Origin of the sequence: Anaplasma phagocytophilum str. Webster, from assembly GCF_000964685.1 — a bacterium.
GTDB lineage: Bacteria > Pseudomonadota > Alphaproteobacteria > Rickettsiales > Anaplasmataceae > Anaplasma > Anaplasma phagocytophilum.
On the sequence record NZ_LANS01000001.1, the window covers coordinates 798,562 to 824,510 of the forward strand.

Below are 25,949 nucleotides of genomic sequence, written 5' to 3' on the forward strand. Positions count from 1 at the left end.
CAATGCCTCTTTATTATGGGTGATGATAGTGAGCGATCACTGAAATGTACTCAACCCCACTTACTGTCAGTATTTCTCATTAGCTGCACGTATAACCTGCACTTGATTATCTAGAAGCCTATTGCAGGTATTATCTTGTGTACAGATGGAAAATATCATTTTCCTTCCGTAACCATCCCACTTTCAAAAAGAAACAACCATTTGCTACTGCAGAACGCATTACATGAAAAACTCTGATACAGCGGCAAGTAATAATAGTTGCGAAGCGATGCGATGTTAGACTCGGTTGTTAGGCATGGATGTTCGAAATTGGGTTTCTCTACACATGGGCAACACATATGAATATGCTCTCAAAGCTGTAAACCAAATCTGGATACCACTGTCATTATTAGACGTAAGCTATTATTAGGAAGCATAATGATGTCGATGGCTATAGTCATGGCTGGGAATGATGTCAGGGCTCATGATGACGTTAGCGCTTTGGAAACTGGTGGAGCGGGATATTTCTATGTTGGCTTGGATTACAGTCCAGCGTTTAGCAAGATAAGAGATTTTAGTATAAGGGAGAGTAACGGAGAGACAAAGGCAGTATATCCATACTTAAAGGATGGAAAGAGTGTAAAGCTTGAGTCACACAAGTTTGACTGGAACACACCTGATCCTCGGATTGGGTTTAAGGACAACATGCTTGTAGCTATGGAAGGCAGTGTTGGTTATGGTATTGGTGGTGCCAGGGTTGAGCTTGAGATTGGTTACGAGCGCTTCAAGACCAAGGGTATTAGAGATAGTGGTAGTAAGGAAGATGAAGCTGATACAGTATATCTACTAGCTAAGGAGTTAGCTTATGATGTTGTTACTGGACAGACTGATAACCTTGCCGCTGCTCTTGCTAAAACCTCGGGGAAAGACTTTGTTCAGTTTGCTAAGGCCGTGGAGATTTCTAATTCTACGATTGGGGACAAGGTTTGTAGGACGAGATACGATACGGCCAAAAAAGATCATTATGCAAAGTATGCCAAGACTACTGACAAGGGAAGTGCATCTAAGAATGATACGTCACTTTGTGGGGACATAGGTCACAGTACCGTGACAAGTGGTCATAGTACTACGCCACAGGTTCTAAAAAACTTTATTAGTGCAACATTGGGTAATGGTAGTCAGAACTGGCCAACTTCCACAGGAACTGGATCTTCTACTAACGACAACGCCGAAGCTGTCGCTAAAGACCTCACAAAGCTTACCACTGAAGAAAAAACCATAGTAGCAGGGTTACTAGCTAAAACTATTGAAGGTGGTGAGGTTGTTGAAATCAGGGCGGTTTCTTCTACTTCCGTTATGGTTAATGCTTGTTATGATCTTCTTAGTGAAGGTTTAGGTGTTGTTCCTTATGCTTGTGTTGGTTGAGGTGGTAACTTCGTTGGCGTGGTTGATGGCACACGTTGCACGATCCGTCCGTCTTTAACCCTGTATGCCCACAGCAAGTAACTAGGCAAAATTAGTGCTTTCTCACTCACGAAACAAACTACAATCAGAATTCTCCATACTTAGCAGGTCCGTACAGTGGCTTTATAATCTTACCTAGCATGAAATTACTTGTTATCTAGGAATCTCCTCTGAAACTTTCCAGAGGTTATCTGTTCTTAGAGAAAAAGCTAATCTGTGTCTAATACGGATGGTGTTTGGCATATCACGCTATAGATTAAAGGCTGGGTTGAGTTATCAGCTCTCTCCTGAAATCTCTGCCTTTGCGGGTGGCTTCTATCATCGCGTTGTTGGTGATGGTGTTTATGATGATCTGCCGGCTCAACGTCTTGTAGATGATACTAGTCCGGCGGGTCGTACTAAGGATACTGCTAAAACCAACATCTTCCATAGTTAACGAAGAAATGTAGTATTTATTTCCTCAAGGTCTTGTCAGGTAGCGTGGTAAAGCTCTAAGCCTCTAATAGTAAGCCGCTGTACCCATACCCAGTAAATATAGGCCATTCACTTATAACAATGTAAATATGTGCCCGTCAATGAGAGCAACCAAATGTTTGGCGCTTTGGGAACACTGTGACTCAAGTATTGACGCTGTGCAGCAGCTCTCCACACTTCCTGCTGTACTTGCCACAACGGAATTTAGCTTGGTAGAGTATCATCTTTCTCAAGACCCTTTGAAGATGTACTGCACCTAGGTTATCCTCCTTTGTCTCTACACTTTTATTGCACCATACGTGCACTAAAACCGTACCCATTTGGATTATTAGGGAACACCTACAATACGTCGGTCATGCTCTTCTTGAGTGCAATACTATCGAGTCAGTCCTTCTACGTAACAGTTTCGATACAGAATAATGTAGTTACTGATTTGAAGAAAGAAGCAGCATATCTCCTCACCGTTGTGTCATGTTTAATAGTTTCTGATTCGCATGCCATCTTCCCTACACAAAATATGAAAGAGGCAACCACTACTGCTGATTGGATGAATTAAGGATAACACTAACAAAGAAACAAATATCCTGCTTTCTACTTATCAGAGCATATTTCCCTGAACTATCGCCGTTTTTTTATATTAAAGCCAATGGAACGCGCGGCCAACATTATTTGTGCTTACACATATATGCCAAAATATGAATCACAAGTACTGCACACACCTCACAATTCTACTACGTGTATACACTGTGCCATATAAAGCAGCGACTATACATATCTGTATCTAAAAACGCCCTTATATTCTAGTTGGTAGGACGTCACAATATCTAGAAATTCAAAATTCCTTTGCTAATAATCGCTTGATGTCTTTCTGATACATAGAAAGAATACGAGCTTGCTTACAAGAACTACACCACCAAGGTTTTTGATATCCCTGTCTAATCTTTCAGGATAACCGCATTCTCATAGCCACTGGCATGACATACTTTTCATTATGCGTTATATCTAATAGCATTTTAATACTACTTTTTTCTCCATGCCTTATTCGCTATTTGAATATTTTCTGCTACTGTACCAGAATTTTTGTCCATATCATTTTTAAATATAGCATCAGATTCTCTGACGTCCCACTACGCTATAAGATCACTAAGATTTTTAATCACTGCATGTGATGCAAAATATATGGTTATGCTCCGTGTTAAGTGACATCAGCGCCCCTTCACTGATACCTTTTTGTGTACTCCGTATTGCGCAATTACCGGAGTGATTTTAAGCCCTTCTGGGCTACGTCGTCATTACGTGACGTCTATGACCTAGTGGGTGCAGGAAAACCGTACCACTGCTCTGAACAAACAGAGTTGAGTGCACTTCAAATGTATTTCGGTCTGCTTTTTAGGTTTCAGGGAATTTCTCACTTATGTAACCCACCCCATGAGTGAGATCATTATAGTAAAAAAGGTGCGCGACCATAGTCACACTTTCTGCATGACTGCATCACATCTCCTCTAATTTGTGTCTTGAGTTGAGACAGCCTCAAATGCTGGTACGTAAAAAGTGCTTTAGCAACCCGTAAGGGAGTGTGAAACAAATGCTGAACTCAGGTCCTGCTCCGATCATTCACACCTATACACGGTGCTCACAGTTGTATTACAGGATACTTTTTTCTCCCGTTAACACTACGCACTTTCATACCACCATATCAGCCACAATTGTACCTCAGCATCCCCTTACGTGTACATATTTGTACTACATTTTTGACGACATTACATTTGACCTGTCACCATCCTATTTAAAACATAATGGAGCACACCACCGCAAGAAAGATAATCAACTTCTATCGCAGTATTCACCGCGCATACAAGTGCTATAGTTTTCACAGTCCCATCGCTTTTTCGCACTTCACACTTTATCTCCTTTCTTGCTCCTATTTCACCATACAAAGTCAGAGTCTCGTTCCCTGAAAACATACTCCGGGATTCATCCTTGAAAATTAGTGGCAAAACACCCATCCCGACAAGATTTGACCTATGTATACGCTCGAAGCTTTCGGCTATAACTGCGACCAATCCCAAAAGTAAAGTACCTTTGGCAGCCCAATCCCTACTAGATCCAGTACCATATTCCTTACCTGCTATTATAACCAGAGGAGTATTTTCCTCGGAGTAACGCATGGCCGCATCAAAAATTGGCAAAACTTCCTGTGAAGGATAATGACGTGTAAATCCACCCTCTACACCAGATAACATCTCGTTTTTTATACGTATATTTGCGAATGTACCGCGTATCATTACATTGTGATTCCCGCGTCTTGAGCCATAAGAATTGAAATCACCCTCTTTAACCCCACTCTGCAGGAGAAATTTACCCGCTGGACTCTCAGCAGCAATATTCCCTGCAGGAGAAATATGATCAGTGGTTATGCTATCACCCAATAGCATGAGCACTCTTGCAGAGTTACATTTTAACGCGTTACCTTCAATATTCTTCTGCTTCGTTTCAGCCTCTGTGAAGTACGGAGGTAGCTGTACATAGGTACTTTCAGCGCTCCAACTATAGGTGACATCTCCCTTTGATTCTACTCTCTGCCATATAGCATCTCCTAAAAACACATCGGAGTATTTTCTGACAAACATATCACGAGATATAAACTTATTCACTATCTCAGCTATTTCCTCAGTAGTAGGCCATAGATCCTGCATATACACCGGTTTGCCCTGCGCATCTTCACATATAGGATCCTTGGTAACATCGATTAATACTGTACCACTCAAGGAAAAGATCACAACCAAAGGAGGTGACGCCAAAAAGTTAGCTTTTACTGAAGGATGTATCCTACCTTCAAAGTTCCTATTCCCAGATAACACTGAAGCAACAAGCAAATTATTGCTTTGCACACATTCTTCTATTTCCTTTGATAGCGGCCCCGAATTACCTATACACGTAGCACATCCATAGCCAACAATGTTAAATCCTAGAAGATTCAAATCGTCTTGAAGACCCGAAATCTTAAGATACTCAGCTACAACCTGAGAACCTGGAGTAAGAGAAGTCTTCACCCATGGCTTAGTCTTTAAACCCAACTTTCTTGCCTTACGTGCAACAATTCCCGCCGCCACCATGACATACGGATTGGAAGTGTTGGTACAGCTAGTAATAGCCGCCACTACAACATCACCATTTTTCACAGGCAAGTGCGAGTCTTCTCCAAATGTGCTCACCGGCAACGAATTTGGTATTTGAGCCAGGAAAAGCTTATCCTGGGGCCTTTTAGGTCCCGCAACTACAGGCAGTATATCTTCTAAGTTTAGGGTTAACTTTTCCGAATACGATACCTCGCAATTATCGCACCACAGACCTTGCGTCCGCATATACTGCTCTACGACACCCAGATACTCCCTATCACGACCAGTGACATAAAGATAATCTAATGTACTTTGATCAAATGGAAAGAATCCACAGGTTGCACCATATTCAGGCGCCATATTTGCGACGGTAGCCCGATCATACGCAGACAGATTTTTCAGTCCTTCACCATAAAACTCAACAAATTTCCCTACTACCTTCCGGCTTCGCAGTATTTCTGTAATGGTCAACACCATATCTGTAGCAGTTACACCCTCTTTGAGCGCGCCGAGTATTTCAAACCCTACAACTTCAGGGACAGACATCACAATGGGCTGCCCAAGCATCGCTGCTTCAGCTTCTATGCCACCGACACCCCAACCAAGAACTGATATCCCATTAATCATCGTGGTATGGCTATCCGTCCCAATCAGAGTATCTGGATACAAAACGCCCTGATGATTCCACACAACTTTGGCTAAATATTCAAGATTTACCTGGTGACATATACCAGTACCTGGAGGAACAACTCGTAAATTTCTGAATGCCTGCTGGCTCCATTTGAGAAATTGATATCGCTCTAGATTACGTGACATCTCAAGCGCAACATTTTCAGCTAATGCGCCTTCTGTCCCAGAGAAATCCACTTGCAATGAGTGGTCTACAACAAGATCAACGGGTATTCTAGGATTTATAATGCTAGGATCTTTCCCCTGCGCCTTCACAAAATCCCGCATTGACGCAAGATCAACCAAAGCTGGTACGCCTGTAAAATCCTGCATCATTACCCTAGCGGGCATGAAGTTCACTTCACAAGAATCTCCCCCACTTACACACGCAGCAAACCGTTCTATATCAGGGAGTTTAACATGTAGACCGTCTTCATTTCGAAGTAAGTTCTCCAGCAAAATCCTGTAAACAAATGGCACGCTAGCGATATCCAGACCCAGCTTCTGACATGCTAAATCTAGCGCGTAATAATCGTAGGATACCCCAGCAACACACAACTTTTTTCGTACTTGCAAAGTATCCAAACACGTCATATGCAACCTCCTTTCACGCAACACCTGAGTATTCCCCCGCGGTTAAGTAACCCTGAAGACAGCAACCACCTGCTCTACCTGGCGGAAACATATTACAACGGCAACATGAAAGTAATTTCCTTAGGCCTACCATGAGCACACACCGCACACTAGCGCCTACCTGGAATGCAGCACAACCCAGAGGATGAGATTGACAAACACTTATACAAAGTCAAGCCATTACCCACCTCCACACGCAAAAACACCCAAGTACTCGCTCGCAGCTCTTTGTGGCGAATATCAGAACAACAAAACAAAAACCACCGCATTTTGTTCTTCTATACCTAGCCAAACGGTTTATGTCCATCTTTTCCGCGTACTCACCGTTATTCCTGTATATAAAATCTCATAAATTTCTTAACTTATATTCTAATATTCTTTACTTACCATTAATTTAAAATATCATAACAAGCATTAACCATAACAGAAGTAGAAGAAACCGCCCTAATTTCAACAACTTCTCCACCTTCAATAGTTTTAGCTAGTAACCCTGCTACTATGGTTTTTTCTTCAGTGGTAAGCTTTGTGAGGTCTTTAGCGACAGCTTCGGCGTTGTCGTTAGTAGAAGATCCAGTTCCTGTGGAAGTTGGCCAGTTCTGACTACCATTACCCAATGTTGCACTAATAAAGTTTTTTAGAACCTGTGGCGTAGTACTATGACCACTTGTCACGGTACTGTGACCTATGTCCCCACAAAGTGACGTATCATTCTTAGATGCACTTCCCTTGTCAGTAGTCTTGGCATACTTTGCATAATGATCTTTTTTGGCCGTATCGTATCTCGTCCTACAAACCTTGTCCCCAATCGTAGAATTAGAAATCTCCACGGCCTTAGCAAACTGAACAAAGTCTTTCCCCGAGGTTTTAGCAAGAGCAGCGGCAAGGTTATCAGTCTGTCCAGTAACAACATCATAAGCTAACTCCTTAGCTAGTAGATATACTGTATCAGCTTCATCTTCCTTACTACCACTATCTCTAATACCCTTGGTCTTGAAGCGCTCGTAACCAATCTCAAGCTCAACCCTGGCACCACCAATACCATAACCAACACTGCCTTCCATAGCTACAAGCATGTTGTCCTTAAACCCAATCCGAGGATCAGGTGTGTTCCAGTCAAACTTGTGTGACTCAAGCTTTACACTCTTTCCATCCTTTAAGTATGGATATACTGCCTTTGTCTCTCCGTTACTCTCCCTTATACTAAAATCTCTTATCTTGCTAAACGCTGGACTGTAATCCAAGCCAACATAGAAATATCCCGCTCCACCAGTTTCCAAAGCGCTAACGTCATCATGAGCCCTGACATCATTCCCAGCCATGACTATAGCCATCGACATCATTATGCTTCCTAATAATAGCTTACGTCTAATAATGACAGTGGTATCCAGATTTGGTTTACAGCTTTGAGAGCATATTCATATGTGTTGCCCATGTGTAGAGAAACCCAATTTCGAACATCCATGCCTAACAACCGAGTCTAACATCGCATCGCTTCGCAACTATTATTACTTGCCGCTGTATCAGAGTTTTTCATGTAATGCGTTCTGCAGTAGCAAATGGTTGTTTCTTTTTGAAAGTGGGATGGTTACGGAAGGAAAATGATATTTTCCATCTGTACACAAGATAATACCTGCAATAGGCTTCTAGATAATCAAGTGCAGGTTATACGTGCAGCTAATGAGAAATACTGACAGTAAGTGGGGTTGAGTACATTTCAGTGATCGCTCACTATCATCACCCATAATAAAGAGGCATTGATGTACAATTTACTAATGCGAAGCATCTTATGGACCATCACATGCTGATAACGTACTTAAAATAAAAACAGGTACTCAATTCTAAACCGTATGCTGTGGTAAACTAACAGCGTGCCGATATAGACTATTAGGGTTTTACTAAGAAGATACATAGGAACAGCAGTCCTTATTCCTGATGTTGACCTATGCCTTAAATCCCGGTGCTGCTTCTGATTACACCATAATTTTTTATACGTCAGTAGGGACGTATTTGTGCTATATGGACTTTTGTGCATCTACAGTAACAATATATAGGGCTGAGTATACAGAGGCGTATAGCTATTGCTTTTCTAGCAATGGTGGGTTTTATATACCATTTTTCAGGGCACATAGAGGTTTTTGGAGTTAGTGTTGCTTCAAGACGTTTCAGGTATCTCCTCTTACGACTCTGCTACTTTGAGAGTAAGATGTGCTTGAATCCGTAGTTTTGATGTAAAACTATATGCACTGTACCGCCCATAAGTGAGAAACATGGTGATAGATTTACATGAGCATACTTGCGGCATTTACGATAAAGCAAGGCGAAAGATTGACGCAATAACACTGTATGCCACCTATCTTTTCGGCTTTTAGATTCTATACCGAACCTTTTGTCGCTTGCGCCGCCTATGCATATGCAGCTACCATTTTCTGCATTAACACGACATCTGTAATTGTTTGAAAGACAACGTTGCCAGTAATTATCTAAGGCACTACATTGATGACTAGTAAGCCTCAGCAGCACAGTACTGTCACATTTAAAGAAAATCCCTGTGAAAAGCACTTCAGCTATTCAACAACTTTTTTTACGACGAAAAACCCCATTTCAGCACTAGATGCATTACGGAGGATCTGATCTCGCATATCACCTTCGTGTACTTCATCTTGACGCAGTGGCAAAACACTATGCACCCCACCATGTAGTACGGGATCAACATCAGTGGTATCTACCTCTGCCAACATACCAAACCACGAAACGACATCACCAAGCTGTCTGCAATATGTATCAACTTCTTCTTCAGGGATCTGCAACCGCACAAGCTTTGACACTCTAGCCAACTCGTCACGGCTTACACTTACATGTGTATTGTTAGCTTCTTCAGGCTTCAACTCTTCCTCCATACAGCGTGGGAAAGCAAATAGTCGCTTAATAACCTGTCAACAGAGAGCACTTTGATCTTTTCCGGTAAATTCACCCTATCAGGGTTGTGAATTGTATCGGTGATGACCAAGGAATCCAACTCAGCAGTTCCAATAGCATCAATAGCTCGACCAGATAATACACCATGCGTTATGAAGCTATGCACACTGATAGCACCACGAGTCTTCAACGCTGCCGCAGCATTACACAACGTGCCACCAGAATCCACAATATCATCAAGGATAAAACAGTGCCTATCCTGAACATTGCCCACAACATGCATAACCTCTGAAATTCCAGGCCCTTCTCTATACTTGTCGATCACAGCAACTTGAATAGAATTCATGTTATACCTAGAAGACAACATGCGCACAAATGCCCTAACCCTACCTAGAGCACCGTAGTCAGGCGAGACTATCACAAGTCTCTCAAGAAGGTTGCTGCTGCTGAGGTAATCTACAAAAACATCGTACGCCGAGATATTAGTAAAAGGCACGTCAAAAAAGCCAGCAGCCTGCTGTGAATGCAGATCTAGAGTTACGATGTGATCCAACCCCGAGGTGCTGAGTATGCGTGCAATCACCTTCGCGCTAAGTGCCGATGTAAAAGTTTCCTGAGAATCAACACGCTGCATAACCCTGTCTTGTCGCGAATAGCACAAGTACGGAATCACGGCAGTAATCCGCTGAGGAGCCAAAGTGCGACGCACCGCATCAGTTAGCAGCGTAAGCTCTATAAGATTATCGCTCGCAGGAGCACTCAGAGACTGCATAAGAACTATGTGACCACTCCCAGTGGCGACACCCGTAGGAACTTCGAGATTTATCTCCCCATCTGCAAACCTGCTAACACAGGGGATTACCATAGGCACATCCAGCATGCCAGACACACTTTTAGCTAGAGCTAACGATGTACTTCCGGGTATTATTACCATACTGCCCCAAAACGCTAACTACGAGGGCATGATAATTAGGTGTGTTACAAAAGTAAACATGTTTTACCATAACTATGGTACACATTAGGAGTTATTCCTTAAATTGTTACAAATTATGGTTACTGAACAGGAAGTGCTCTGCGTGTTACAGGATGTTACCGATCATGATACCGGAAAAAAGGTCGCAGACATTGGTAAACTGTCAGTTACTATCAATAAAAGCGATTTGGGAATAATATTACATGTTTCTGAACCAAAGAGTGCTCTCTGGGAACAGCAGTTCAAAGATAATTGCTCTACCATAATAAAGAGTAAAATACCGGGCATTTCCAGCATTACCGTTGCTTTAGTGATGGCAAAACAGCAAAGTAATGTTCCAAAAAGGGTCAAACTCAAGGGTATAAAAAATGTGCTACTTGTTTCTTCAGGGAAGGGAGGGGTAGGTAAGTCCACTGTGGCCGCGCAGCTGGCATTAACGTTGTCAGCACTAGGATATAAAATTGCTCTAGTTGATGCAGATATTTACGGGCCATCTATTCCTAGATTGTTGGGAATTGGAGTATTGGCTGAGGTTGACAACGACGGAATGATGATCCCGGTAGAGATGCACGGGCTGCAAAGCATTTCCATTGGTAACATCATAGAGGATCAAGATAAAGCCCTGGTATGGCGTGGTCCGATGCTCACAAAGGCAATAAATAAGTTGATCATGGGTACAAGATGGGCTGCCAGAGACTATATGATTATCGATACTCCTCCAGGTACTGGGGATGTACATATTAGTCTCACGCAAGGGTATAGTATTACGGGTGCCGTTGTCGTATCAACGCCTCATGAACTATCAGTAATACATGCCATGAAGACATGTGATATGCTCAAAAGCCTTGATGTTAAGTTGCTCGGTATCGTGGAAAATATGAGCTATTTTCTTGATGTGGATACAGGTAAGAAAACGCACCTTTTTGGTGAAGGAGGCGGACAGGAAATAGCTGAGAGGGCTGATTCAACATTGTTGGGTATGGTTAGCATTCATCCCAAAATCCACCTTCCTTCGGTAAACAAGCGTTTAAGCCCATTAGATAATGAGTTCTGCAACGCATACGAAAAGATTGTCGCTAATATAATTAGAAGCGTAAGTTCCTGACGTTCCAGAAGTAGTATTCTTAACATCAAAACGCTTTTGTTTTTGGAGTACATACTCTCCAGTTCTACAAAGTTTGTAGTGACTCCATGATATGAAGATCGCGCTAATGGACTAGACGCTACCATAGAAAAACCCTTCGTATGCGCCATACGTTTTTACTGTTCAAACTACTCAGGGGTAACGTACCGATTCACATCAGTATTGTCCTTTGCAAGTACTGCCCCAAGACAGAAAGTCAACTCCCGTACACCTAAGATCCTCCATAACTTGGTACGCTCCTCTTTCTGCTCACTAAGTCTCAACAATTAATCCTGATCTTGTGAACATATCCTGAGTCTTATCCTTTACTTGCTGCAACAATTGCAAAGAATTGAAATACTTAGCTCTAGGACGCTTGCATATAACCTAGGAACTGTCTCCATGTTGTGGTTATAAACATCAGGAATTTGCGGGAGCTATAATGCCCATTGCGCCCGGCTTACCCTGAAAAATCCGGCGTTAGGACTCTATGATCACATTTGGGTCACGCTTTCTTAATTTCCTGAATACGCTTAACGGCGCGTACCCCACGTCTGGTAGATCATCTCCATACACATACGTGATTACCACGTGCTTTAGCCCTAACTTGCTGGTAGCTTTACCCACTATCATGGGTGTTCCAATATTCCACGCTCGTGGAACGCTAGTCTTAACATGTTTTATGTCTTCTATAAAATGCCTATGCTTTTACTGCATGGTTGAGTTATCAGATGCCTGCTTAGGGTACCTTCCGTGACCTTAGGCACCGATATCTCACGTGGCGTCTTGAGCTATGCACAGATTTTATGCTGATATTGTTTTGCTAGTGCAGCAATACTGACCTGCATGATGCATGCTTACGTGATGCAATGCGTTTGCTGTAATTATTCTCTAGATGCAATTTGCCCGACACTGTCTTGTTGCGTAGTGGAAGTGCAGTTTTGTGGTAAGGGACTATACGCGGCTGTTGGCGCACATTCAAGGCATACGCTACACAATATGGGGTCGGCGCTGCATGCATATTCTCGAGGATTCGAGTAAGGTGTAAATGTGCGGTATATGAGCCTAAATATCACAAAATTAGCTTGCGTTTATAGGGCTTATATGTTGTGCATGTTTATTGCGATGAGTACGTCTCCAGTACGTCTCCAGTACGTCTCCAGTACGTCTCCAGTACGTCTCCAGTACGTCTCCAGTACGTCTCCAGTACGTCTCCAGTACGTCTCCAGTACGTCTCCAGTACGTCTCCAGTACGTCTCCAGTACGTCTCCAGTACGTCTCCAGTACGTCTCCAGTACGTCTCCAGTACGTCTCCAGTACGTCTCCAGTACGTCTCCAGTACGTCTCCAGTACGTCTCCAGTACGTCTCCAGTACGTCTCCAGTACGTCTCCAGTACGTCTCCAGTACGTCTCCAGTACGTCTCCAGTACGTCTCCAGTACGTCTCCAGTACGTCTCCAGTACGTCTCCAGTACGTCTCCAGTACGTCTCCAGTACGTCTCCAGTACGTCTCCAGTACGTCTCCAGTACGTCTCCAGTACGTCTCCAGTACGTCTCCAGTACGTCTCCAGTACGTCTCCAGTACGTCTCCAGTACGTCTCCAGTACGTCTCCAGTACGTCTCCAGTACGTCTCCAGTACGTCTCCAGTACGTCTCAGGACTCAAAATTTGGGAAAAGTTAAGGAGTAGTAGCGTTGAGATGCCATGTATAAGATAGACCACGGACCCGTAGTTATAGGGCACTATTACACGGTGATATACAGAGTGTTATGTTGTGGCAGATTGGGGAACCATTGGGTGGTGATATACCTAGATGTGATATTTTCGGGCATCTGGAATTCTGTGTCACGAAGTCGCCACACCACTCTGTGGCGACTTATGTCTAGTGAACGCAATGCAACCCTATATGTAATTAAGCCCCTTCTGGATACGAAATTAAGTATATAGCAGTATATGCTGAGGCACTGTTGTTGGGATCAAAATGCATGCAAGTATCCTTATCGGAATAAACACTTTAGAATTAATCAATGCTCAACTGTCCGATTAAAGCCAATAAATTGTACTGATTTATAATTAAATTGCTCTGTGAATTAACTAGGTTTACTTTTGCTTTCAGAAGTTCCTGCTCAATATCCAATACATCCAAGGTAGTCTTTAAGTTTAAGTTTGCTTCTTGTGTTATGGCTTCTAAAGCAACTTCTGTGTACTTTACAGTTTCGCTTGCAGATTGGAGTACAAACCTTGATGTTATCAGATCTTCCCAAGCGCTTATAATAGATGCTTCCATCTTTTTGACTGCTTCATGCATAGAGAAGAGATTGTGTTGACGCTCCTGATTAGTGCGGTCTATATCTATCAACCCAACACCATGCTCGAAAATGGGCAGACGCAACGTGAACTCTAGCCGGTGAATTGTACGTCCTACATCGTTACCTGGAAATGTTTCAGTAGCTGTTACATGCAAAGAGGGCAAAACCTTTTTAGCAATAGCAATTTCCACATCACGTTTTGAGACTTGGTAGAGGTTGCTAGACAATCGTAGATATAGATTATTGCTTTTAGCGATATCAAAAGCTTCTTCGAGAGATTGCGGGATTTGTAGAGGGCGCTTAGGATATTGTAGATCTATAGGTTGTTCCCCCACCATGTGAGTATAACTGGCCTCCACAGCTCTCAGTCTACCTTTTGCGCTCATGGCTTCGGATTTTGCTTGTGCCAGCTTTGCTTTTGCCTGCATTAGCTCAGTTTTTGTAATCTCACCAACAGAAAAGCGTTTTTCGGCTGACAGCAAATGCTCCTGCATCACCTTTAGGTTATGCTCATTCAGTTTATCTACTTCGTAGGCTGATAAAGCACTCATATATGTTTTTATGGTACCTAGAAGAGTTTTCTGTTGTTCCATAGAGAATGTGATATCCTGGATGGCGTATAGGTGCTTTGCTTTTTCAATGCTAAATATTGCGGTCCCGTTGAACACCGGCTGGGTAAGGGATATCAAGGAATAGCTTGATTGATGAGAGCCATGTTTTTGTATTTTAAGTTCGTATAAAACTTGTGGTAGAATGTTTGCTATTGCAGAATTAACTACCTCACGTTTTTTAGCCTTCGTCTTGTACATATTGGCTTTGATAGCCAAGTTATTGTTGAGAGTCTTATCCAGTGCTTCCTCAAGTGATGTACCATAAGCTCCCGATGATATTTTCATTAGTACGAGTGTGAAAAGTAATAATGCTTTGCGCATAGGCAACCGCCAATTAACTGTGTACTTCCAATCGTTAATGGTATGTAAAATCAACGTCCATGCAAGGTTTTAATACTTATACTATGCTCCGTAGAATCTCCAAATTGCAGCGCAACTTGTGCTATATTTTTTGGGTAAATTCCCACCTTTTCTGCACATTTGTAGCCTAGTTTAAATTGACAAGGTTTACATAAGATAGTAAAGTCCGCTAACGCGAGTATCGTTTTTTTTGGGTGAATCGAGCATGAGAACTTTCTCTCTAAAGGCTGGTGAAATAGATAAGCGTTGGGTGTTGATCGACGCTAGTGATATGGTTGTGGGTAGGCTTGCGGCGTACATTGCTACTATATTGCGTGGCAAGCACAAGCCTGAATACACTCCTCACATGGATTGTGGTGATAATGTGGTGGTGGTGAATGCGAGCTCGGTGAAGTTCACACGTAACAAAATGAGGGACAAGGTTTACTATAGGCATACTGGCTATCCAGGGGGGCTCAAGAGCTGCACTCCTAATGATATGCTGCGTGCGGGATATGCTGAGAGAATCATCAAGATGGCGGTGTGGCGGATGTTAGGTGATGGTCCTTTAGCGAGAAGGCGCTTTAAGAATCTGAAGGTATATTCAGGGCCTGAGCACGGGCATCACGCGCAGAAGCCGGTTGCTCTAGATTTTGGCGCTATGAACAATAAGAATGGAAGGGGAAATAATGCTGGAAGGTGAAGAAGTTTCTGCTGGTTCTAGTAAACCTGTTAAAGCTAGGATAGACAGTCTCGGTAGGTCTTACGGTACGGGTAGTAGGAAGAATGCCGTGGCTAAGGTTTGGCTTAAGGTTGGCAGTGGTGTAGTTACGGTAAATGGCATGGAGTGTGCTGCCTATTTCGGTAGGGAGGCTCTCTGTAAGCGCGTATTTAATCCGTTTCACGTTGCTTCTTCTGTGGGTTGTTATGATGTTAGGGCTGTTGTCTTTGGTGGCGGTAAGTCAGGGCAGGCAGGGGCTGTTGCTCATGGCATCAGTAAAGCGCTGAAGGACATTAATCCTTCGCTCCAACCGGTCTTGAGGCAGGCTGGTTTACTTACGAGGGACTCCAGGGTGGTCGAGCGTAAGAAATACGGACAGCACAAGGCGCGTAAGAAGTGTCAATTTTCTAAGAGATAGCAATGTGGCGTACGAGCCGTGTGGCTTGTTGCCTGCTTTTAAGAAAAGCATAGGGGAAATTATTATAGAGGGGCTTGTCGAGAGTGGTGGGTCTTCTCTTCTCCTTGCTGTCTTGTAGCGACTCTTTCTAAGTGCTGTTGGATGCTTGCGTGTCGCTACTATTAGTTTCATATCCGCTGTTGCAAATTCTTTTACAGTAGTGTGCAGGGGTGTATTCGGGTATGTGTCTTGTACATAGAGCGAGTGGGGCAGTATGTTCCGGTTGCGATGTTTGTGCGTTTCAAGTGAAAAACCGCTCTTGTGCTTTTGGACTACTTAAGCGAGCATTGCACATGCACGGAAAAGATGTAATTGACCCCGAAAAATATAGTGCCAGTTGCGCTGAAGTTTGGAGATTCTGCGTTGCATAGTATAAGTACTGGGAACTTTTAAATCAAAAAAGTGCCTGTTCCAGGTGCTTACCTTGTATATATTCCTTGCTGTTTGGTTCTGTATGATATAGTGCTGCATTGCTTGAGGGGTTATTGCTAGAGCTTTTGAGCGCGAGGATCGGCCTTGAGTTAGTCAGAAAAGGAGCTGTATTCTTACAAGGTAAGCAACGAGAATACTATCAAAGTCGATATAGAGTAGGTATCTATCGCTGTATACTCTGATATCGGAGCATTACCAACTGTCGCAAGCATGGGGCTATGTATATGTTCCTTGCTGTCTGACGCGAGATGATATAGCGCCTCATTGCTTGAGTGGTTATTGCTAGATCTGTGGTAGCATTGAGATTAGTTATGAGTTGGTCAGAAAATTCAGGAGCTGTATTCTTACCAGATTAGCAACGAGAATACTATCGAAGTCGATATAGAGTAGGTATCTACTGCCGTATCTTCTAACGTAGGGACATTGCAAGCGTTGGACTTAATAGAAGTTGTCTACGGGGTTATCGTTAGATCTATGGTAGCTGAGGTCGGCTTTGAGTTGGTCAGAAAATTCAGAAGCTGTATGTTTACCAGATGGCAACGAGAATAATATCAGAGCTGATATAGAGTAGGTATCTATCGCTGTATCTTTTAATGTGAGGACATTGCAAGCGTCGAGAGCGTTGGACTTAATAGAAGTTGTTGAAGCTGAGTTATTATTGGTGGTGTGATAGCTAAGCTTAGGGGTACATAAATTTGAGGTGCTATGCTGATCTTTGGCAGCAGTGGAAGTGCCATTTGAGCTGATATAAGCGCATGTCGCTGCTTCTTTGTTTGATGGGTTGGGACTTGCGATTGTATCAGAGCACAACAAGTGTAACAGAAGGTGTCTTAATGACTTCGCTGTATCATGAAGTAATGCCAAGAATTTCTACAAAAACTTTAGTAAGATTTCTGATATAGTCCGCAATAGCTTTGCTGGTTACGTTACTATTTTCCTTACTAAAGCCACGTTCATCCGAATGTCTGTTATTTCGTGCTTGGTATTCCTATAGCGCCGCTCATGAAAGCCTTGAAACCAGCTACAGCGCCACCTATTCTGTGATCCTGATATGCAGTCATAGTATCTTGCACTGTAATAACTTTGCGTAAGGCTGCCGTTACTACTGCAAATGAAGCTTTTGGAGCGCTTAGAGAGTATACGTGGGGATCAGGAATTTGCGAGAATCCATGAGATGTATGACGTAGTGGATCTTTATAGATCGTTATCGAGTGTAGATGGATACCCGATGGTAGATTTATCTGTGTTGAGTAAAATGCCCAGGGACGGCTTTGAGTTTACGAGCTTTGATTGGAGTGTGACTGAAGATTTTGGGGTTACAATAGCGTTAGGAGTCTCAGTAAAGGAAGGAAAGATAAGGAATTTAGCCAAGAAGCTAGGTAATGCGCTAAAAGGATATAAGGTGATAGAAGCTGCGCCAGTTGATGTAAAAACAGGAAACTTTATTATACGCTTAGAGCGAATATGAAGTGCAAGAGGTATATGTGTTTAAGTACTATCTATTGCAAATCACAACTTTTGTTACTTTTTTGGGACTGGCGGTAGTGTTACAGCGAGTATATAGCATACAGAACAAGCACAAAGAAGAGATTGCGATTCTTACCAAGGGGATATGCCAAAGATGAAGGCGGAGATTCACAATGCTTATAATCATGTTTTCTGGTGAATATCAGGATGGTGGGTAGCAACGCTTTTATCGCAGCAATGTGTTGCCCTTATGTATTGGCAGTTTGCCTATCATATGAGCAGTCTACAAGTTTATTCTCATACTGAATGTCTAGCATGTAATAGGGGGACATTAAGTATCAGCTAACTGTCCAAGCGATTCTCTGATGAGAATTTGCTTTAACTTATGTACCGAATTTTCATGTTCAATTGCTAATTCTAGCCTATCACATGGAGCTATGCGCGATGCTATGATTCCAACACTTCTACCTCAGGATCGAAGCACACTATTTTCAAACTTGATACTTGGATTAATATTCTCCAGTCTATAGGTATTAAGCGTATTTTCTTTATATAGGGTCAGTAAGTGCACTGATAGTAGTAATGCTTGATTTTGGATGCAAGCTCTCGGTCTGTATAATGCTGAAAGTTGGGCAACATCTAAATGCGCTTTGATAAAAGGGAAGTAGGGTTTTTTGCTGGCTATAAGCACGAAATGCATTTGAGTGTTTTTTAAAGGCAGCGGAGAGATTTGCTCAAGGTTATCTTGTAATTTTTTGAATCTATAGCTTATGAAGTATTTAAGTTCAGCAATTGAGCAGCTATACACTGTATTTATTTTTGAGAGGGTAGTATGATTATAGCATCACGTTTGTGATGTTTTACGTTTGCAAACATGGAATGTGCATACGCTCTTAGAGGTAGTAAAATAAGATGCTGAGTGTGTATTACCTTCCGTGCTCTGCAATCGGGGTGACTTTTTAAAGGTATGTGCAGGAGAAAAGGTATGAACTTAGATGATATAGGCAGTGGGAGTAATGCTCCTGAAGAGGTAAATGTTGTTATTGAAGTGAGTCAGGATTCTCATCCTGTTAAGTATGAGTTTGATGAGAAGAACGGTGCCCTGTGGGTTGACAGGTTTTTGCCGACTGCGATGTACTATCCGTGTAACTACGGTTTTATTCCCAACACAATTGCTGGTGATGGAGATCCTGTGGATGTGTTAGTTCTGGCAAGGTTTCCGGTTATGCCAGGTGCAGTAATATGCGTTCGTCCGGTTGGTGTCTTGATGATGAATGACGAAAAAGGCGAAGATGCTAAGGTATTGGCTGTTCCGGCGACAAAAGTTGACCAGTATTACGGGAATATTGTTAATTACTCTGATTTACCTAGCTCGTTTTTGGATTCTATTTCCCACTTTTTTTCCTTTTATAAGAAATTGGAGAAAGACAAATTTGTTTCAGTAGGGTGTTGGCAAGACGCTGCTTCTGCGAAGGAGCTAATACGTTCTGCTATTATAGCGGCTAAGAAAGGGGAAAATTAGCGCTATATAAGTGAAACAGTGGTGTCGTATTACATTTAGGTAGATCATGTTGCTGTTAGCTGGCGGTAGCCATATCATGTAAGATATGTAACCACGTGCACGCATATCGTGACTGTCATGCCTAGCATGTTGAAAGATACTCTAATTTTATAAAGATATTGAGAGTGTTTAGGGAGCATATCTTACTGTGCCGTGTATTGGTTGATGAGCATGGCACATGCTCCTGAGCAAGCCCTTTTCATAAAAGATGTCATTTTTGTATACAGCACACCTCTCTAAGTAGCAGTTTAGTTACATTTCTAAAAGAGAGTTAAGATATCTGTTAATCAGGCGCATACAATCTGCAATTATATACGGCTGAAAATGGCAGTAGTATGAGAATATTTCTTCTTCTGCGTATTATACATCCGAAATTAACGCTATCCTCACTAGTTGTTTGTAGTAACAAGGGAATTTTTGTTATGCTTTACCATAAATTTATTAAGCAACTATTGCGCGATCATAATGTTGACAAGCTACTAGGACATTAATGCTTGAGTTTATGTATTGAAAATTGTACAAGCTGTACTGATATTAACTGTAAGGCGAATTTATGGAAGAACACGGTGGTTGCAGTAGTATAGTTGCCAGCAGAATCAGATCTCAGATGGATAAAATCGGCGTAAACGCTCGCGAGCTGGCTGAGAAAGCTTCTGTTGGGAAGTCATTCGTCTATGATATTCTGAGTGGTAAGTCTAGCAATCCCACGTCAAAGAAACTTATGGCCATTGCTGAGGTATTGCAGGTTCCTTTAGCATATTTAGTGGGCAGTGATGATGGGCTTTGTGAGGTTGCTTCTGGGGGTATTAGTCCTATATCTTACTTAGAAGATGAGGGTGTAGATGGCAGCATAAAATATGAAAAATTTTATGTGCCTGCAAATACGAAATTACCGTTTCACACAGAACATTTACGCTTCTATGATGTTAAGGGAGATAGTATGTCTCCGACCCTGTTTGGGCAGGATATTGTGTTAGTAGATATATCAGATAAAGTTGCACATCCTGCTGGGGTGTTTGCAATTAAGGATTCAATTGGCATATTGATTCGTAGATTGGAGTATATTAGGGACAGTAGCAAAATAGTGTTGCATGTAGTTTGCGACAATAAGAAGTACTCATCGTATGAGTGTGCAGTTGAAGATATTGAGATTTTGGGACGTGTTATATGGTATGCAAGGGCGCTACGGTAGGGGGTTTTTTGTAGTTATAATATTATTAAGAATGTATTAACGCCTGTGCAAGGTGTTCTGTTACCCCTGTGTGGTCGGTTGGCTGAGTTAGTTGTTATGCTTATAATGGACGCGACTTTGGGTAGAGGATGACGGGTTTTACTGTGTTGTATGTGCAACATATGAGAAATATGTTATACATTTCGTGAGATCATGCTTGCTAATAATGATGGTATGCATGTTAGTTTCTAGCGAGGGTGTAGTGGAAGGAACGTTTGTGAGTCGTTGTGTGCCAGGGTTTTGTTTGGTTTTTGAGGTGTAGGTATGCGCATACTGTTAATAGAAGATGATGTTGCCTGTGCTAAAGCAGTTGAGGCTTCTTTGTCTGCAGAGGGGCATTTTTGTGAGACTATGGCTTCCGCTCAGGATTGCTATGGTAGTATAATTCCCAAGAACGATGATTATGACGTTGTTATACTGGATATACACTTTCCTGGAAAGATTGATGGATATGATATATTAGTGAAGCTTCGGGAATCAGGCATCAGAGTACCTGTACTAATATTGTCATGTATTTCGTCGGTAGCTCATAAGGTTAAGGGACTTTATTATGGTGCTGATGATTACATTACTAAGCCTTTTCATAAGAGTGAGTTACTTGCAAGAATCAAGGCTGTTGTAAGACGTACTCGTGGACATCCTGAATCGATAGTGCGTGTCGGAAATATATCAATAAACTTGGATCACAAGTGTGTTTCATGCAACGGGAACATCATACACTTAACTAAGAAAGAATACGGTATGATAGAGCTTTTGTCGTCTAGGTTGGGCACTGTACTCACGAAGGAGATGTTTTTATCTCATTTATATAGGGAGTTGGATGAGCCATCTGATGATAAGATCATAGATGTGTTCATGTGTAAGCTGCGCAAGAAGCTTAAGGTCGCCAATAACGGGAAAAATTACATTGAGACGGTATGGGGCAGGGGCTATGTGCTGAAGGAGCATCCTTGTGATGATGGAGAGGATGATGCTTCTGGGGCCACTGACAAGAGGTGTGCTGTAGCCGGTTCTACTGAGGAAGATAGTGCGAGCAAGGCTTCTGGGTATGAATGGTCTGCAGAGCAAAATCGGGATTATGCGGAAGAAGCCTAGTTTTGTGGATTGTTTTTTTCAGGGTGTGTGATAGAGTTGAGCCCTGTAGGTAGGAACGGGGTTTTGCATGGCTGTATTCGTGCATCGCAATGATTTGCCACATGACGTGGATCTAGGCGATATGGTTGCTGTAGATACGGAAACCATGGGTTTGGTTTGTCGGCGGGATAGGGTATGTTTAGTGCAGCTATCAGCGGGTAACGGCGATGCGCATCTTGTAAAGTTTGATGGTGATTATAGTGCTCCTAATCTCAGGAAAGTGATATCGGATCCCGGTGTTCTGAAGATTTTTCACTTTGCGAGGTTTGACGTTGCTGCGATTAGGCATGGTTTTGGGATGTGGGCAACGCCTTGTTACTGCACCAAGATAGCGTCGAGGTTAGTTAGGACTTATACCAACCATCACGGTCTTAAGGATTTATGCTATGAGCTTCTTGGGGTCAAAATTAATAAGGCTCAGCAGTCATCTGATTGGGGCAGGGAGGTTTTGACCGCAGAGCAACTGAGTTACGCAGCGGCAGATGTCATTTACTTACATGCGATCAAAAAGAAGTTGGACATGATGCTAGAGCGTGAGGAGAAGCAGGAGTTGGCAGAAGCGTGTTTTAAATTTGTTCCTGTTCGTGCGGAATTGGATCTGTTAGGCTGGGATGGTGTAGATATATTCAGTCATCAGACATAGGGCTGTTCGGTGGTATCAGTGGGTGTATTACGCCTTCTGTTGTGCTTGTCGTATTGACATTATTCTGGATTATGTTTAGAATGCGCAACTTTGGGAAGTAGTCTTAGGGGCTTATGAGCGGTGAGATAAGTAGAGGGCTTGATTTCAGTATCAGTCGAGAAGATCTGCTACAAGCGCTGAATTATGTTAGCAGTGTTATCGAGCGGCGTAACAGTATTGCTGTTCTGTCCTGTGTTAGGATAGAAGCTAAGGGCTCAGTTATTGAGTTTACTTCTACAGATTTAGACATATCAATAGAAGCGTGTGTACAGGCCAATGTTGCTACGGGAGGTGTGGCTGTAGCGTCTGCGCAGCTGCTGTACGATATAGTTAGAAAGCTTTCTGGTGAAGCGGACGTTAGGTTCAAACTTAATGATGGCAAGCTGCTAGTGGCGTGTGGAAATGCGAGATTCTATCTTCACGTTATATCTCCGGAGAAGTTTCCTGACATTGAGGGTAGTTCCCTTGATTGCGGGTTTGATATACCTGCGACTAGTCTTGCGGAGCTTTTGAATAAGACCAAGTTTTCCATGTCTGTTGAGGAAAGTAGGTATAATCTCCGGGGTGTGTATTTCCATGTTGATGACGAAATGCTATGTTGTGTGGCAACAGATGGTCATCGTTTATCGCTGGCGAAGATAAGTAAGCCTGAGGGTTTGCATTCTGGTATTGCGGTTATAATCCCTCGTAAGACCGTGAATGAGGTTTTGAAGATCATTGGCCATGGTGGAGGCGATGCGGCGCAAATGGTCTCTGTAGGAATATCTAATAGGAAAATATGCTTTAGGTATAAGGGCTACTTTATGGTGTCCAAGGTGTTGGACGGTACGTTTCCAGACTACGCAGCCATTATCCCAACGGAATGCGGTAATAGTGTATCAATTGACGCGAGCGTATTGCAGAGTGCAGTAGACCGTGTATCAGTAGTAGTATTCGACAAGGTAAAGGCAATCAAGCTCTCGTTTACAGAGGGTAAGTTGGTATTAAGTTCAGCGTCGTCAGATCAGGGAGATGCAAGCGAAGAGTTGTCTGTAGACTATGAAGGAGATGAAGTTGTAATAGGATTAAATGCTAGATACCTAATGGAGGTATTGGGAAGCATCAAGGGTGTGTGCGAAATAGTATTTAGCGACGGTAGTGCGGCGGTACTGGTTAAGGATGGCGAATATGGTATGCACATCGTTATGCCTATGAGAATATAGGTGTTCAGAGATCGTCACGTTTAATTTTCCTAAGTTCTTCTCAAAGAGAAGAGTTGTGTGCTTATGAGACTACAGTCTCTCTTAAGTATGCTCTTATCTTTAGTGGTTATTTTCAAGTTACATGTGGTTGATGAGTAGTGTGTGAGGATTCACTTGCGTCAGTTTTATGTTCGGATAGTTGAGCAGTACAAGTTGCTTTTGAAGTTTTTGTATCGGTTCAAGTAAAATTCTCACTAAATGGAGAAGGAGCGTTTTATTATTCCCCAAGTGATTTTTTGTAACTTTTGCAATGATTCCGAGCTTGTCAAGTCAAAAGAAGTAGCGATCTCAACGACAGATGGGAAGAGAACAACGTTTATAGTAGGGGTAGGGGAGTCTGCAATCAAAAGGATAAAAGCAACAGACATAGTAAAAGCATTACAGCAAATCCAAGGCAAAGGGGGAGGAAATGCCAGTATAGCTAGAGCAAGTCTACCAAGCGAATATTCTGCAAAAGCAGCTGAGATCATAAGGCAAACTGTCATTGACGCAATTCAAAATAGCGGAGCATAGGTATCCAGACCACTCGGATACCCTGACCCAGGCATTCTTTATCAAACGCTTCATCTAGTGAATCATCGATTGCATCCCCCAATTTACTGTAGTTACCAATATCATGAGCTAACATAAGCTGACAGTGGCCATCCGAAAGAACAAGAAAATACAATTTTTGATTCTCATCCGCGCCCTGAAGCATGATAATTCTCAATGATTAACCGCTGTGATATGCTTTTTCGTTGCATAGGAAACAGCTTTTGCACACATAACACCCGCGGAAAGAGTGAGAGAAAGCTTTTAGCAAACACACAGAGTCATCAAGAAACTTAGTGCTTTCCCATCCATTTAGTACAGAATAGTCTACGTATAGTTCCTTCCTATGGGTGAGCCTTAGTTAAAAGAATAGGTGAAAGCTTGTGAAGAGAGTAGAATCTCGAATGTATGTCAGAGATTTTATAGGGTTTGTTTACTATGAAGTTATTACTGAAATTAGTGTTATGCATAACCCCGCAAATGCTCCGGTATAGGATTAGAATCTAGCGGGCTGATGGATACCTGCATCGCAGAAGCAGCCTTGCGTTCTGTTACACTACCACACGTGGATTCCTGTTTTTCCGACATCTCAGAGGTAGAAGGTAAAGACGTGTCAAAGCAATCTGAGAATTCAATATGTAACTCAAATCTAGAGTCCCACAGTAGACGTGTCTCACCGTGCAAATAAGTTTTAGGGACTATACTGGATACTTCCCTAGCAACAATAATGTTACTATCACACGTCTTGAGTATCATACAGCCATGCAAGGTAAAAGAAGCAAAACCAGCAGTAGAACGTACCTTAGAGAGTGCAGAAGAGAACTTAGAAAACCTGGGCTTCAAAGGTTTGTTGCCAATAGTCATGATGAGAAGCAGAAACAACCTGCTGGCGATCTCATCCTGCAAATTACGAAAAACATCGTGCTTGATTACTACGTATCCGAAGGGAGTAAATTCCAAACAGCTGTCCAAAGCATTCTGTACATAGTGTAAGATACAGCTTAAGGACCGCTGCATATGCAGAGCTGTGCTGCTTAGCCTGCTTATCAGTATCTCCGGATGCTTGCAGTTATTTATAAAGTTCCGGTAAAAAGTTCGTCTGTATTTTGGGTCACTATTGCTAGGGTCTTCAATCCATGGTTGCTGATGTTGAATAGCATATTCTTGTATTTCCCGACGTGTAAAATCTAGCAAAGGTCTAATAATTGTCACATCCCCAATCACAGAGCGCTCCCTTATACCAGCAAGCCCATCTATGCCACTACCTCCCATGAATACCCATATCTTCCAGTGAAAAGTATGTAAAGATCGCTACGCAGTGAGTCAGAAATTTATACAGTTAGTTAAACGCTATTCTAAGCCCAAGCCCTTTTCTCCAGACCTAAAGTGCACACATATAATTAATTATCCTCACAGACGCCACTTGATCATGTCCTATATCAATCGTACTAAAGATGTATTGCAGTGCAAAAGACTCAAATGCAAAGCTCAATCTGGATGCACATTTCACTAAAATCTATGCTATGATGGATAGGTAACTAAAACTACCTTGCGCACCTTTACATAGGACTAGAGTTTAAAGAAAATAAAAGTTCAGAGTGACAATGAACAAGAAAAAGTAGATGGAAGAACTGCGAGAAAAAATGAACAAAGCAGAGAGCTAGAAAACCAGCTCAGCCACAAGGGTTACACTGAGTATAAAACATATATCAGAGCGTCTTTCAAGTTATGTATACCTATATAAGCACAACTCCGCACTATATAAAACACACTATCATCAAGCATATAGCGTAGCGATATACAGATACAGCAAAGATCCCAAACTAACAAAAATCGGTTATTTTCTATGATGCATACTTCCTTACTGAAGCTCAGCAGCCTCAG

19 protein-coding genes and 1 pseudogene are annotated in these 25,949 nt (G+C 42.3%); 12 read left to right on the forward strand and 8 right to left on the reverse strand.

Features of this window, described 5'->3' with window-relative positions; all coding sequences use genetic code 11:
• Nucleotides 1-417: 417 nt before the first annotated feature.
• Both APHWEB_RS03380 and APHWEB_RS03385 read left to right on the forward strand, forming a co-directional pair.
• Complete coding sequence (locus APHWEB_RS03380; RefSeq protein ID WP_044128598.1) at nt 418-1,404, forward strand: P44/Msp2 family outer membrane protein; 987 nt, start codon at nt 418-420, stop codon at nt 1,402-1,404.
• A gap of 268 nt (nt 1,405-1,672) precedes the next feature.
• On the forward strand, nt 1,673-1,879 hold the full coding sequence (locus tag APHWEB_RS03385) for a P44/Msp2 family outer membrane protein (protein ID WP_020849083.1): 207 nt from the start codon (nt 1,673-1,675) through the stop codon (nt 1,877-1,879).
• A gap of 1,798 nt (nt 1,880-3,677) precedes the next feature.
• Here APHWEB_RS03385 and acnA read toward each other — a convergent pair.
• From acnA to APHWEB_RS03410, 4 genes and pseudogenes are all read right to left on the reverse strand, one after another.
• Entirely contained in the window at nt 3,678-6,299 is a 2,622-nt protein-coding gene (acnA, locus tag APHWEB_RS03390) for an aconitate hydratase AcnA (RefSeq protein WP_011451171.1), read from the reverse strand.
• A gap of 431 nt (nt 6,300-6,730) precedes the next feature.
• Nucleotides 6,731-7,678 (reverse strand): annotated as a pseudogene (locus APHWEB_RS03395) (P44/Msp2 family outer membrane protein); the annotation flags it as partial.
• A 1,224-nt stretch (nt 7,679-8,902) separates the two neighbouring features.
• The gene (gene gatC, locus APHWEB_RS03405) at nt 8,903-9,223 is read right to left on the reverse strand and encodes an Asp-tRNA(Asn)/Glu-tRNA(Gln) amidotransferase subunit GatC (protein WP_080651094.1); all 321 of its coding nucleotides are present in this window, start codon (nt 9,221-9,223) and stop codon (nt 8,903-8,905) included.
• Nucleotides 9,220-10,188, reverse strand: coding sequence for a ribose-phosphate diphosphokinase (locus tag APHWEB_RS03410; protein ID WP_011451167.1), 969 nt, complete (start codon nt 10,186-10,188; stop codon nt 9,220-9,222). Before APHWEB_RS03410 ends, gatC begins: the two co-directional genes overlap by 4 nt.
• A 103-nt stretch (nt 10,189-10,291) precedes the next feature.
• Here APHWEB_RS03410 and APHWEB_RS03415 point away from each other — a divergent pair, with 103 nt between their 5' ends.
• Nucleotides 10,292-11,332 (forward strand): Mrp/NBP35 family ATP-binding protein, encoded by a 1,041-nt coding sequence (locus APHWEB_RS03415; RefSeq protein ID WP_230474284.1) that lies wholly within the window; start codon nt 10,292-10,294, stop codon nt 11,330-11,332.
• A gap of 1,118 nt (nt 11,333-12,450) precedes the next feature.
• On the opposite strand, the gene APHWEB_RS03425 is transcribed toward APHWEB_RS03415, so the two are convergent.
• Entirely contained in the window at nt 12,451-13,071 is a 621-nt protein-coding gene (locus APHWEB_RS03425) for a hypothetical protein (protein WP_045895550.1), read from the reverse strand.
• A 298-nt stretch (nt 13,072-13,369) separates the two neighbouring features.
• Nucleotides 13,370-14,590: a TolC family protein gene (locus APHWEB_RS03430; protein ID WP_021799100.1), complete on the reverse strand. Its 1,221-nt coding sequence runs from the start codon at nt 14,588-14,590 to the stop codon at nt 13,370-13,372.
• Nucleotides 14,591-14,834: 244 nt separating this feature from the next.
• On the opposite strand from APHWEB_RS03430, the gene rplM reads away from it, so the two are divergent.
• The 9 genes from rplM (at nt 14,835) to APHWEB_RS03485 (ending at nt 24,047) form a co-directional block, all read left to right on the forward strand.
• Nucleotides 14,835-15,311, forward strand: a complete 477-nt coding sequence (gene rplM / locus APHWEB_RS03435; RefSeq protein ID WP_020849427.1) for a 50S ribosomal protein L13 — start codon at nt 14,835-14,837, stop codon at nt 15,309-15,311.
• Complete coding sequence (gene rpsI / locus APHWEB_RS03440) at nt 15,298-15,747, forward strand: 30S ribosomal protein S9 (protein WP_011451162.1); 450 nt, start codon at nt 15,298-15,300, stop codon at nt 15,745-15,747. Before rplM ends, rpsI begins: the two co-directional genes overlap by 14 nt.
• A 1,591-nt stretch (nt 15,748-17,338) precedes the next feature.
• Complete coding sequence (locus APHWEB_RS03450) at nt 17,339-17,686, forward strand: hypothetical protein (protein WP_133121390.1); 348 nt, start codon at nt 17,339-17,341, stop codon at nt 17,684-17,686.
• Nucleotides 17,687-18,670: 984 nt separating this feature from the next.
• Nucleotides 18,671-19,207, forward strand: a complete 537-nt coding sequence (gene ppa, locus APHWEB_RS03460; protein WP_011451156.1) for an inorganic diphosphatase — start codon at nt 18,671-18,673, stop codon at nt 19,205-19,207.
• A 592-nt stretch (nt 19,208-19,799) separates the two neighbouring features.
• Nucleotides 19,800-20,438 carry an ECH_1013 family putative transcriptional regulator gene (locus tag APHWEB_RS03465; protein ID WP_011451155.1) on the forward strand — a complete coding sequence of 213 codons (639 nt, stop codon included), beginning with the start codon at nt 19,800-19,802 and terminating at the stop codon, nt 20,436-20,438.
• A 303-nt stretch (nt 20,439-20,741) separates the two neighbouring features.
• Nucleotides 20,742-21,572 carry a response regulator transcription factor gene (locus tag APHWEB_RS03470; protein ID WP_011451154.1) on the forward strand — a complete coding sequence of 277 codons (831 nt, stop codon included), beginning with the start codon at nt 20,742-20,744 and terminating at the stop codon, nt 21,570-21,572.
• A 67-nt stretch (nt 21,573-21,639) separates the two neighbouring features.
• Nucleotides 21,640-22,254 carry a ribonuclease D gene (locus tag APHWEB_RS03475; protein ID WP_011451153.1) on the forward strand — a complete coding sequence of 205 codons (615 nt, stop codon included), beginning with the start codon at nt 21,640-21,642 and terminating at the stop codon, nt 22,252-22,254.
• Nucleotides 22,255-22,367: 113 nt separating this feature from the next.
• Nucleotides 22,368-23,495: a DNA polymerase III subunit beta gene (gene dnaN, locus APHWEB_RS03480; protein WP_011451152.1), complete on the forward strand. Its 1,128-nt coding sequence runs from the start codon at nt 22,368-22,370 to the stop codon at nt 23,493-23,495.
• A 237-nt stretch (nt 23,496-23,732) separates the two neighbouring features.
• Nucleotides 23,733-24,047, forward strand: coding sequence for a DHHA1 domain-containing protein (locus APHWEB_RS03485; RefSeq protein ID WP_020849076.1), 315 nt, complete (start codon nt 23,733-23,735; stop codon nt 24,045-24,047).
• Here APHWEB_RS03485 and APHWEB_RS06350 read toward each other — a convergent pair.
• Together APHWEB_RS06350 and APHWEB_RS03495 are read right to left on the reverse strand one after the other, a co-directional pair.
• A complete protein-coding gene (locus APHWEB_RS06350) occupies nt 24,016-24,231 on the reverse strand; it encodes a hypothetical protein (protein WP_020849059.1) in 216 nt (71 codons plus the stop codon). The genes APHWEB_RS03485 and APHWEB_RS06350 overlap by 32 nt on opposite strands.
• Nucleotides 24,232-24,527: 296 nt before the next feature.
• Complete coding sequence (locus tag APHWEB_RS03495; RefSeq protein WP_011451125.1) at nt 24,528-25,337, reverse strand: ATP-binding protein; 810 nt, start codon at nt 25,335-25,337, stop codon at nt 24,528-24,530.
• Nucleotides 25,338-25,949: the final 612 nt, after the last annotated feature.